11 protein-coding genes are annotated in these 12,054 nt (G+C 41.0%); 6 read left to right on the plus strand and 5 right to left on the minus strand.

The genetic code is table 11. The annotated features are described in order from the left end of the window. Positions 1 to 101: 101 nt before the first annotated feature. The 4 genes from IEE84_RS05695 to tusD form a co-directional block, all read right to left on the minus strand. Positions 102 to 446, minus strand: coding sequence for a TusE/DsrC/DsvC family sulfur relay protein (locus IEE84_RS05695; RefSeq protein WP_224737920.1), 345 nt, complete (start codon positions 444 to 446; stop codon positions 102 to 104). Between the two features lie 8 nt (positions 447 to 454). Beyond that, positions 455 to 784 (minus strand): hypothetical protein, encoded by a 330-nt coding sequence (locus IEE84_RS05700; protein WP_191115174.1) that lies wholly within the window; start codon positions 782 to 784, stop codon positions 455 to 457. A 54-nt stretch (positions 785 to 838) separates the two neighbouring features. Then, a complete protein-coding gene (locus tag IEE84_RS05705) occupies positions 839 to 1,162 on the minus strand; it encodes a hypothetical protein (RefSeq protein ID WP_191115175.1) in 324 nt (107 codons plus the stop codon). An 82-nt stretch (positions 1,163 to 1,244) separates the two neighbouring features. Further along, positions 1,245 to 1,712 (minus strand): sulfurtransferase complex subunit TusD, encoded by a 468-nt coding sequence (gene tusD / locus IEE84_RS05710; protein ID WP_191115176.1) that lies wholly within the window; start codon positions 1,710 to 1,712, stop codon positions 1,245 to 1,247. A gap of 408 nt (positions 1,713 to 2,120) precedes the next feature. On the opposite strand from tusD, the gene glnE reads away from it, so the two are divergent. The 6 genes from glnE to murB all read left to right on the plus strand — a co-directional run bounded on the left by glnE (position 2,121) and on the right by murB (position 10,694). Then, entirely contained in the window at positions 2,121 to 4,985 is a 2,865-nt protein-coding gene (glnE, locus tag IEE84_RS05715) for a bifunctional [glutamate--ammonia ligase]-adenylyl-L-tyrosine phosphorylase/[glutamate--ammonia-ligase] adenylyltransferase (protein WP_191115177.1), read from the plus strand. 363 nt (positions 4,986 to 5,348) lie between these two features. Then, complete coding sequence (locus IEE84_RS05720) at positions 5,349 to 6,278, plus strand: branched-chain amino acid transaminase (protein WP_101204426.1); 930 nt, start codon at positions 5,349 to 5,351, stop codon at positions 6,276 to 6,278. Between the two features lie 106 nt (positions 6,279 to 6,384). Next, positions 6,385 to 7,221 carry a glycosyl transferase gene (locus tag IEE84_RS05725; RefSeq protein ID WP_191115178.1) on the plus strand — a complete coding sequence of 279 codons (837 nt, stop codon included), beginning with the start codon at positions 6,385 to 6,387 and terminating at the stop codon, positions 7,219 to 7,221. 64 nt (positions 7,222 to 7,285) lie between these two features. Continuing rightward, entirely contained in the window at positions 7,286 to 8,383 is a 1,098-nt protein-coding gene (locus IEE84_RS05730; protein ID WP_191115179.1) for a glycosyltransferase, read from the plus strand. Positions 8,384 to 8,480: 97 nt separating this feature from the next. Further along, entirely contained in the window at positions 8,481 to 9,743 is a 1,263-nt protein-coding gene (locus tag IEE84_RS05735) for a UDP-N-acetylglucosamine 1-carboxyvinyltransferase (RefSeq protein WP_191115180.1), read from the plus strand. A 6-nt stretch (positions 9,744 to 9,749) separates the two neighbouring features. Next, complete coding sequence (gene murB, locus IEE84_RS05740) at positions 9,750 to 10,694, plus strand: UDP-N-acetylmuramate dehydrogenase (RefSeq protein ID WP_191115181.1); 945 nt, start codon at positions 9,750 to 9,752, stop codon at positions 10,692 to 10,694. Between the two features lie 75 nt (positions 10,695 to 10,769). Here murB and IEE84_RS05745 read toward each other — a convergent pair whose 3' ends face one another. Next, positions 10,770 to 11,993: a glycosyltransferase family protein gene (locus IEE84_RS05745; protein ID WP_191115182.1), complete on the minus strand. Its 1,224-nt coding sequence runs from the start codon at positions 11,991 to 11,993 to the stop codon at positions 10,770 to 10,772. Positions 11,994 to 12,054 lie beyond the last annotated feature (61 nt).

Raw genomic sequence — 12,054 nt, forward strand, 5'->3', positions numbered from 1 at the left:
TATTTTCGTACTCAATGAGCAGTAAAATATTAGATACTGCTCATGTACATATGATGAGTTTCTAGTGCGCCATCGATTGTATCTTATCGTCTATAAAGTACTTATAAACAGTTTGGTGGTTTGGGTAATCCTGCCAAGCGATTGACATGACGCGCAACCAAACCTGTATTAAACAACTGCTGTAGCTTTTGATTGCTAATATCGAGTTCTGGCAAAGTCTTTTGTAGCCATTTGATTAGTGGACGGGTTGCTGGCGCGTGATTAAATTTGTCAAAAAACGCGCGCACTTGTTGCAAAACTTCTAAATGCTCGTCGCTCAGATTGACCTCTAATGTGTCTGCCAATTGCTGCGCGATAACAGGTGTCCAAATCGTATGGTCACATAGATGGCCGTCTTGATCCAATTCGATATCAGCCGCTGATAACGCAGCGTTGTGAGTAGTCATGTCATTACTCATAAGGCAATCGTCACTACTTTATCAAACTGAATGCTCTGAGTCAGATTCACCCATTCTGCGTCGTTTAAAATAGCAGTCAACTTAGTCTCTAAATTAAGCTTGCCAGTTGTATTTGCCGTGAGCTGTTCGATGTCATCTGCCAATGCGTAAATACCAGCAATACCATCTATATCGCTATCATTTAAATAAGCATTGAGCCAATCGATAAAAGCAGGAGTGCTGCCAAGCAGAATGATACTATCACCTGTGCGCCAAGTGCGAGACATCTCTTCGGTGCTGCGTCTAAGGGTAGCCATCGTGCTATGCAATTGATATAAAGTTGCCATAAAGGTGTCCGATTACGTGCTTTATTATTTTATAAATCTAAGTAATATAGTGATTTAAAAGGTAAGTATCTGCTCAAAGTCTTGCGAGTTGATGATCTCAGGCACGAGTGTGAGCTGTGATGCAAGATCTGTCGGCAACATACCAGTGACCCAGCCACTAAAGACATCATCAGGTAGCCAAGCTGCAGGCATATCGTAAAGCTCAAGTGATTGAATCATGCCATGCAGCCGCGAGTCAGATTGCATCAATAAGCCGAAGACAGGCGCATCTAAGAACAATTGCACCTCATGACCAAATGTCGCTAAAGTTAGCGCGAGCGCACAACCTTCGTAGCTTGCTGCTTCAGTGGGCGTGTGCAGCTGAATTAATAATCTCATTATGTATTCCTAAAAATAGTTACCGCTACCAGTGATCTCAATAGACAGACTATCAAACGACATGCTATCAAACGACACACTATCAAAATTGTATCACACGACAGTTATCCTGCATCATCATCGCAAGCTCACTGAGTCCCACTAAGGTAAACCCCGTCGCAAGATTGGTACCGTCAAGCTGATGACGTGAGCTGTTGTCTACATCACTCACACCGCGGCTAAGTGCTGTACTGACACAGACAGGCAGGGGTAATTGATGCTGCTCAGCCAAAGACTGCCATTCTTTGGTCAAGTCTAATTGATCGGCTGACTGCCAACGCAAGCGATTGGCTATGTGAGCCGAGTCGCCATAAAAGAAGACATTGAGCAGGGATTGTTCAGAGGTAGCATTATCGCTGCTGCCTGTACCTGTACTATTAGTGTCATTGTTATCAATATCATGACTATTCGCTGCGTTCTTCAGGTAGGCGCGTGCATAGCGTAACGCCAAGCGTGCCAATGGGTGACTAGGGTCAGCAGTAATCAGTAGTAACGGGGGAGTGGTCGTCATAGGGCGCGGTATCACATATTGTAAATAAGAGTTTAAAAATTATGGCCGAGTTGCTATAAATGCTTTGTATAAAGTAATTTGGTCGTTATTATTATAGTGCTTGTGTGCAAATTTGCGTGACAGAAAACAGAATTTATACTGATAATGCGACGTACAGCGGATCATACTGTCACATCAAATATCGTTATGTCATAAAAGAGCGGTGCGTCGTCTCTATCAAAGATGTTTATGCTAACATAAAGCGCCGCAAACCAAATAGAGTCACTGTTATTTAACGTGGTTTTATCTCAAGTGTAGGCACACTGAGTATTATTATTTGATGCTGTGACTGCCTCGTAAGAAAAAACAATAAACTTATGAGCTAGGTTCACGTAGTCTTACCATTCTATGTAAGGAGTTTTTGTCACTATGTTACCTGCTATGCCCTCACGTGTGAACAATGGTACAGATTATCAGCCTACCGTAGAACAACTGCAAGTCCTACAGACAGCGAGCGAGTTCGCTTATCAGATTTGGGAAAGTCGGACCGTTTCATGTCAGACGTTTTTGCGTAGCTATCCATTGAATAGTACGCTGACCCGCCAGCAAATCGATGATCTGATACAAGATTATACGCTAGATGAGAACTATCAACTCGCTGATGAAATCAAGGTCATGAGTGGTCTGCGTCACTTGCGCACGCTACTAATGATGCGCTGGATTTGGCAAGATGCCTTGCAGACGATCAGTCTGGAGCAGCTGACCGATGAGTTGTCTGAGTTTGCAGATGGCTGTATCTCTTTTGCTAAAGATTACACTTATCAGCACTTGGTTGCTAAGTATGGTGAGCCGACCTTTATCAATGAACAAGGCAATGTACAGATTGATGATATGGCGATTATGGCCATGGGTAAGCTTGGTGCGCAAGAGCTGAATTTATCAAGTGATATTGACCTAATCTTTGTACATCAAGCGCGCGGCGAGACCAATGGCAATAAGGCAAAAGGCACACGTAGCATAGACAACAAACGCTTTATGACTCGATTGGGTCAAGGCATTATTAAACTGCTTGATAACAAGACCGCTGACGGTTTTGTCTTTCGAGTAGATATGCGCTTACGTCCATGGGGTGATGGAAGTGATTTGGCCATTCATCTGTCTGCATTACAAAAATACTTTACGATGCATGGGCGGGCGTGGGAGCGTTTTGCTTGGTTAAAAGCGCGCGTAGTCGGACAAATAGACCAGCCATTTTATGAAGAGATACAAGCGCTGATTAAGCCATTTGTCTTTCGTTATTATGTGGACTACAGTGCGTTTTCAGCATTGAGAGAGATGAAGTCTCTTATCCAAAACCAAGTTGCCCAGCGTGAAGACCTGGATAATATCAAGCTTGGCGCGGGCGGCATTAGAGATATCGAGTTTATCGTACAGGCCTTTCAGCTTATCTACGGCGGCCGGCATCCACAGCTGCAAATAAAACCTTGCTTGCAGGCGATGCAAGTATTGTGTGAGCTTGGCTATCTGGAGCACTCAACTTACGAGCAGCTACAGGCCGCGTATCGGTTCTTACGCCGGCTGGAGCATGCTATTCAAGCGATTAATGATCAGCAGACCCAGCGCTTACCACACGATGAGCAATGGCAACATAATCTAGCAGTGACGCTGAATTTTGAAAACTGGTATGCCTTATTAGATCAGCTTAATCGTCATCGCGAGAGTGTCAATGTGCCGTTTGAGCGTATGGTCACTGAGCGCCAAGTACCTGATAACGAAGATACCGACCTAGAGCCAGAGCACTTAGATGAGCAAATTGCCCGTTTAAAAGAAGTGCTGACAGAAGAAAATCGCGAGTTACTACAGAACTTTTGGCAATCAAAAATGGTGGCTAACTTAAGTGATGAGGCCAGAGAGCGTTTAGACGACGCATATCCTGTCATTGTCCATGCGTTGTTAGCGCATCAAGAACAGCAGCAACTTGCCAATACTGCTTTACCAAGATTGATCTCACTGCTTGAAGCGATTTGCCGTCGTTCTATCTATTTGGTCATGATTGCTGAAAACCCCAATGCAACGATTGAGCTGATTCCAATGCTATCTGCCAGCCCGTGGATCGCAAAAGAGTTGGCTCAGTATCCTGTATTATTAGACACATTTTTGCAGCAGCGTTATCGTCATCTGCCAGATAAGCGTGAGCTGCGTGATATCTTGCGCCAACAGTTGCTACGCGTCGAGCCTAACGATGAAGAAGAGCTGTTAAGCGTCCTACGTCTGTTTAAAAAGAATCAAGTGTTGGCGGTCGCTGCTAGTGATGTATTGGCTGAGCGTCCGATTATGAAAGTGTCAGATTCATTGACTTACATCGCTGAGGTCGTATTAGAAGCCGCATTGGAGCGCGCTTTTGCAGAGATTGTTAACCGTTATGGGTATCCTATTGGCCAAGATGGCGACCCAGTCACTGAAGCGGACTGCGGCTTTGCAATTATCGGTTATGGCAAGCTTGGTGGCTTAGAGCTATCGTATTCTTCAGATTTGGACTTGGTATTCTTACACAAGATAAAAGAGCAAGGCATGACCACTGGTGAAAAATCAGTCAGTGGTATGAAGTTTGCCGCGCGTCTTGTACAAAAACTGATGAATTATCTCAATACTCAAACACGTGATGGCCGTGCCTATGAGATTGATATGCGTCTGCGACCCTCAGGAAATGCTGGCATGATGGTGGTATCTTGTCATGCGTTTGAAACCTATCAAATGGATAAAGCATGGTCGTGGGAGCATCAAGCGTTGGTACGTGCTCGTGCAATTTGCGGGGACAGACGAGTCACTGCACGCTTTTGTGATATTCGCCGCGACGTATTGTCGTTGCCACGGACACTGGATCAAGTACGTAGTGAAGTCACTAGCATGCGTATCAAAATGCAAAAACATCTAGGCACGAGCCAATGGCAGCAGGAAGCGGGCAAGTTTCATCTTAAGCAAGATGCAGGCGGGATTGTAGATATTGAGTTCTTAGCACAGTTTGCCGTATTGGCTTACTCGCATGAATATCCGAGTTTGACCAAATGGAGCGATAATGTGCGAATTTTTGCAGAAGTTGCTTTGCTTGGTATTTGGGATGACCAAGTCTGTCAGGATTTGACCGATGCCTATCTAAGGATTCGTGCTGCCACGCATCAGTTAGCACTATCAGAGCAGTCTTTGCTCGTTGATGAGTCATTGTGGCAGGAGACGCGAGCATTAGTACAGTCACAATGGCGGCATCTCATGGGTGTGGAGACAGACGACGAGTAATATCGAAACTTGTATGATTCAGGTCTTGCCGATAGTCCAAGAGACGCTTAAACTGTCATGCGTTACTATGAATAAAAGCTATCAATAAAAGCTATAAACGAAAACTATGGATAGAGTCGGTAGCTAGGAACGATATAATTAAAAACCATATAGTGCCAAACCAAAAGATTTCATTTGCCAAGACGGCCAGTGATATAATCGGTCACACATCATCATAACACTGTCAATCGTTTGTCATAATGAAGCTGTTGTTTAGGCAATAAAAATTGACGCTGCGGTGTTATCATACGATGTTGATCAATACTGTTAAATAAAACCTACCTAAAAAAAGTTAGACGTCAGTGCTAGCATAAGGACAATAAAATGAATATGGCAACACAAGATGGTAAGCTTTGGATGAATGGCACGATGATCGAACAGCCAGATGCTAAAGTTCATGTGCTTACACATAGCTTGCATTACGGTATGGCTGTGTTTGAAGGCGTGCGCGCTTACCAAACAGCGGATAATCGTACCGCTATTTTCCGCTTAAAAGAACATACCGAGCGTCTACTTGGCTCAGCCAAAATCTTCCAAATGGACGTACCTTTTGATGCTGCCACTTTAGAGCAAGCACATAAAGATGTGGTCAAGCAAAACAACTTGGCAGAAGCTTATATTCGTCCGCTCATCTGGGTAGGTGCAGAAAAACTTGGCTTGTCTTCACGTGACAACAGCATCAATGCTATGGTTGCTGCTTGGCATTGGGGTGCTTATCTTGGTGAAGAAGGCATTAAAAATGGTATCCGTGTAAAAACGTCATCATATACGCATCACATGCCAAACGTGACTATGTGTAAGGCTAAAGCCTCTAGTAACTATCCTGTATCTATCATGGCCAACCAAGAAGTGACGCGTAATGGCTATGACGAAGCTATCTTAATGGATCCACAAGGGTTTGTATGTCAGGGCGCAGGCGAAAACTTATTCTTGGTAAAAAATGGTGAGCTACATACGCCAGACCTATCAGGTGGTGCATTAGACGGTATCACCCGCCGTACTATCTTACAGTTCGCGGCTGATCTAGGTATCAATGTCATCGAACGCCGTATCACTCGTGATGAGTTTTACTTGGCTGACGAGATATTTATGACAGGTACCGCTGCTGAAGTCACGCCTATTCGTGAATATGACGATCGTATCATCGGTAATGGTGGCCGCGGTGAGTTGACTGAAAAACTACAGACCTTATACTTTGATGTAGTCCATGGTCGTAATGAGAAATATATGGACTGGTTAAGCTTTATTGATTAATAATGCCGTTACTTTAAAGACCAAAAAGGCTGAACATAATTGTTCAGTCTTTTTTTTATGCTAATATAGCCATTATATTTATTCATACGATTAAAGTGAGCAGTCAATGCCAATAGATTCTAGTACAGACGATAATAAAAATATCAAACAAATTATTTGTATTAAATGGGGTACAAAATACGGTGCTGATTACGCCAATAAACTATATGGTATGGTATCTCGTAATATCACCCCGCCGTTTCGTTTTGTGTGTTTTACGGATGATACGACTGATGTACGTCCAGAAATAGAATGTCAAGAACTACCACCATTAGATGTTACTATGCCAACGAATACGTTAGGAAAGTGGCCTAAATCTCGTTTGTGGGGTGAAAAGCTCGGTGATTTAACAGGGACAGTATTATTTGTAGATTTGGACGTGATTATCGTTGATAGTCTCGATCCTTTCTTTGAATATGGCGAGCCAGATGATGTTATCTTGTCTTATAACCCAAGCAATCCATTAGAGCGCTTGGGGCAGACCTCTTGCTTTAGATTTCAGATAGGGTCACTTGTTTCACTCCAAGAGAAGTTCAAAGCTGATCCACAGGGTATTGCTGATGAATATCGTTTTGAGCAACGTTTTGTTACCCGCAATGCACCAGGCGGTGTAAAACTATTTCCAAAAGCTTGGGTGGCACACTTTAGACGTAAATGTCGCCAACCATTTCCGCTTAACTACATCAAAGAACCGAAGATTCCTAAAGGCGCTCGCATCGTTATCTTCCCAGGTGATTTGTATCCTACGCATGCTATTGAAGGCAGATACAATAAAAACGCCGCCAATAATGCTAAAGACCATCTAAAAAGACTTACTGAGCCTAAAAACTTGAAACGCCCATTGCGCCATTTGCGTCATTTTATCTTGCCGGTAGGATGGGTTGAGAAATATTGGAGAGAATAAGTTTCAAGCTCTGAACAATACTAATGTTTCAATGAAAATAATATTAATAGGTAAACTATAGTTCATGTCTCAGATTATCAAAAAAGTAGTATTAGTTATTAATTGCTTGCAAGGTGGGGGTGCAGAGCGCTCAGTACTTACCTTAGGGCAGGGTTTTTATGAATTGGGTTATGAAGTCCATATATTAAGATTCAAACCGCTTGTAGAGTATGATCTCAATCCCAACTTGAACTGTCATGTGATTAGATTCAAGCCTTATAAGCTAATACCGAGTAGTCAACTTCGTTATCAGTTATTTGCCGCTAAGGTTGATAGATATATATTAAGTAAAATAGGAAAACCAAATATTATCATATCCAATCTTTATCCATCAGATAGAATTATGGTTCATAGTAAATTACCTAATCTGATTTACGTTATTAGAAATACAATTTCCAACAAGTTTGGACTGACAAATAGTAGTAATACTGATAAAAAAGTAGAGGAGCTTCGCCGAATTTATGAGAGTAGACCTTGTATTTGCGTGTCGAAAGGAGTGGAGGATGATTTACAGGCAAGCTTAGGTTCTTGTATCACTAGCAATACAATTTATAATGCATTTGACAAAGAGCTCATTCAACAACTAGCCAATGAATCAACTAGCAGCCAATACGATAGAATTAAGCCAAAACAATATATTCTTCATGTAGGTAGTTTTAAGCCAGAAAAAGCGCATGATGTTTTGCTGAAGGCTTATGCGAAATCCTCTATGGCATACCCTTTAGTATTACTAGGTAAGGGGAAAATGCTTGAGCAAACCCAAAAGCTGGCTCAAGACTTAGGTATTTCGGAGAAAGTTCTATTTTTAGGTTTTAATAAAAACCCTTACCCCTATATGAAACATGCCAGAGGCTTTGTTTTATCTTCAAGATCTGAAGGTTTTGTGAGGGTTATACCCGAGGCATTAGCATTGAACGTACCCGTAGTCAGCACTAACTGTAAGTCAGGACCAAGTGAAATGTTGCCGGCTAACAGCCTTGTGCCTGTAGATGATATTGACGCTTTAGCGAGTAAAATTACCCTATTAATGGCAGAGCCGAAGAGTTTTTTATTTGATTTTGACGAACAGTTTTTACCGAAAAATATTGCTCAAAAATATATTGATTATGTAGCTTCTTCGTGAGGTTCTTTTGTACCAATTATTGAAGTTTTTAACAAATATAGATGGAATTACTGTTAGGTAAAGAACAGTCAAATTTTGAAAAAATACGGATTTCTTAATGATTAACAATGTTTTGACAGTTTCAAAAAGTAGATTAGAGGGTGAAGTTGCGCTAGCAGGTGCTAAAAACTCAGCATTACGCTTGCTGGCGGCCAGCATATTATCTGAAAATAGTATTATTTTAGAAAACTATCCTTCGCAACTGCTAGATGCACAAATACATGTAGATATGCTGCATGCTTTAGGCAAACAAACTGAGCTTGTAAATGATGATGTCATTATTATTAGAGAAAATACCAATATAAGAACAGACTTAATATGGGATGGCCGCTCTATTAGAAATACATTGTTGATATTAGGAGCGTTAGTGTCTCGTTTTGGAGAAGCTAAAGTTCCATTGCCAGGTGGTTGTAAGCTGGGTGAACGTAAATATGATTTGCATGTTATGTTGCTAGAGAAACTAGGAGCAACGGTTTGGGAGGAAGGCGACTATCTATGTGCAGAAGCGAGAAGTGGTTTAATAGGAAGTGATATACATTTACCACTTCGTTCAACAGGAGCTACTGAGAACGCTATCATAGCTGGATCGTTAGCTCGTGGTACTACGCGCATTTGGAATCCACATATACGTCCAGAAATAATTGATTTAATAACAATGCTTAATGGTATGGGCGCTCGTATTAAAGTTTTTGGACAAGAACATATCGAAATATCTGGCGTTGAGCAGTTAAACGGTATTAGGCATAGAGTTATAGCTGATAATATGGAGGCCATTACATGGCTGGCAGCAGCAGTTATTACTAAAGGCGACATAGAAATCCATGACTTTCCTTACTTGGATTTAGAAGTTGTTCTTAGTCATCTGAAAGCCGGGGGAGCAAAGCTTTACCAAGGTGAAAACTCACTTATTGTACGCGGTGGTTGCTGCTACCCGCTTGAACTAAGTACTGGACCACACCCAGGTATAAATTCAGACGTACAGCCCATTCTAGCGGCTTGGGCTGCACAAGCTCGAGGCGAGTCGCGTATAGTAGACCTGCGTTTTCCTGGTCGTTATGGATACGCAAAAGAAATGGCTCGTATGGGAGTTGATTATGAAATATCTGGTGACATGCTAAAAATCATAGGTAAGGGTGGTGGTTTGATAGGGGCCGAAGTGAAAGCTTTAGATCTGCGCGCTGGTATTGCCTTGACGCTATGTGGTTTGGCTGCTGAAGGAGAGACCGTTATTACTGATGCGTGGCAAATTGGACGTGGATATGTTGATCTTATACCTAAGTTAAAATCTCTTGGCGCAAACTGTGGTGGCAGTATCGGATAAGTACAAATGAATAGTTTATACAAGAAGAAAATTAATGAGATCTTCCATGAAATTGTAGAGTTTGAAGTACCTTTGTCTAAACTTAGTCAATGGAAGGTAGGTGGAAGGGCAGACGTTATTATTCGGCCAAGAAATAAAAACGAATTAATCAAAGTTCGACAATGGTTGTACTTGAATGGTATAAACCCCCTCATAATAGGTAATACTACAAATTTACTATTCTCTGATGACGATATACACGTTGTTATTGTACAAATAGGAACTAGTTTTTCAAAAGTAGCAGTGAATGGCTTAGAGATCGTTGCTGAGCCTGGTATATGGGTACCCAGTCTGGCTAGACTGGCTATGCAAACAAGCCTATCAGGAATTGAACATATTTGTGGTATACCTGGCACACTTGGCGGCCTTGTTGTCATGAATGGTGGTAGTCAAAGAAAAGGTATTGGTAGTGTAGTAGCCTATGTAGAAACTATTGATAACCAAGGTAATATAAAACGTTATACCAACCCACAATGCAAGTTTTCCTATCGCCAATCTATTTTTCAGAATGGAGATGAGATCGTCGTTGAAGTTGGATTGAAGCTTAGTAATAAGCGTGATAAAGGTGATATACGTCGAGAGATGCTAGAGATACTTCGTTCACGTCGAAACAAGTTTCCGAGAAAGCAGCCAAATTGTGGCTCAGTATTTGTTAGTAACCCTGATATGTATGAAGATTATGGACCACCAGGTAAAATTATTGAAGCATTGGGATTCAAAGGCCTGAGCCAAGGTAACGCACAAATATCAGAACAGCATGCTAATTTCATTATAAATAAAGGTAGTGCGAAATCTAAAGATATTTTGTATCTCATCAATATTGTCAAAGAGACTGTATACAATAGAACAGGATATAATATGGTTGTCGAAGCAAAATTGGTCACTTCTAACGGAGAAATTATCAGTATTTAGTTCTACCAAAGCTAATCTAAATGATATTTAATGAACTTCATTAATAGTTTATATCCCTTGAGCCGACAGCAACTATCAACCTACCACTGCCTTTAGCTTATGTCTAAAAGACTTTGATCGTTGCTTAAAATGTAGCTTCATATTATGAAGCAGTAACATAAGAAAGTTCCATCTCGAAATAGCTATTATGTTTGGACTATTATCATAGATTTCAAGTACTTTTCTAGCTCCTACCTCGACATTAAAATCTGAGTTGAAGGTCTCATATCCAAAGGCGTTTAGCTTATGTCTATAGGCACTGTCTGTTATTAAGCTCAAAATATTGCTTGGATCGCAGTATCCGCTTAATTGTTCGGGCAGTATGGTTCTTTCTGAGAAATTATCCTGCATGGCATAAGTAGCAGTTTTTTCATTGAACAAGCATGGATAATCGAAATTAGAAACGGGAAATAGTAGTATCTTGCCGGCGGATAAGGCTTCCATAGCGCCGCGACCAGTACCAACTGCCGCATCACAAGACCATAATAATTCAGATGCTTGTGATGTGTAGTCGCTATCAGAATAGATAGATAATGATACATTTAGCTGTTCTGCATAAACTCTCAACTTTTCCGTAACTTCTCCTGACTCTTCATAACCAATAAAGCTCAGGCGTATAGGAAAATCTTTACTTTGAATGTGTGAGCAAAACTTAATGGTATCTGTCAATGTTTTGAAATAATAACTGCCAATTCTACCTATTTTTAGAACGTTAAAAGCGTGCTCATTGCGAATTTTGTGGATTTGATATTGTCTATTTTCTTCATATAATGCAGGTTTTACTCTATTAGGAATAAGGTGGACATTTTGGTAGTTGTTTTTTTGTTTGGAAAAGTAGTCATAGTCTTTTTTATGAAAAACTATTAAAGAATTTACTTTAGGGTAAAACTTTTTTGGCACTCTTCCCCCACATTTTGTAAGTATGAATGAGGTATTCGTCATTTTCGCAATATGTGCACCAATGTATGTAGACTTTGCATCATAAGCGTGAACAGCAGTGAGCTCAGATAAATATTTCAATTCTTTGAGCTTAATAATAACGTTTTTTACGCCCTTTTGTTGTTTATGTAATTCGGTAGAAACAGAATGAACATTTTGCATGCCCAATAATGCCGCTGGTAATGAAGTACTATCGCCCATTACAACGGTTACGATTTTTCTATTTTGAGCTATAGTTTCAGCCATTTGTCTCAAGGAGTAATAGTGCCCGCCACGTCCAGTGTTGAAACCTGAATAGTTTGAAATCAAAAATAAAATCATATACTACTCCTCAGTAGTGGACATTCAAAGTAACTGTGCAGTTTATCTAAAAAAATATACA

Origin of the sequence: Psychrobacter sp. 28M-43 (assembly GCF_014770435.1) — a bacterium.
Taxonomy (GTDB): domain Bacteria; phylum Pseudomonadota; class Gammaproteobacteria; order Pseudomonadales; family Moraxellaceae; genus Psychrobacter.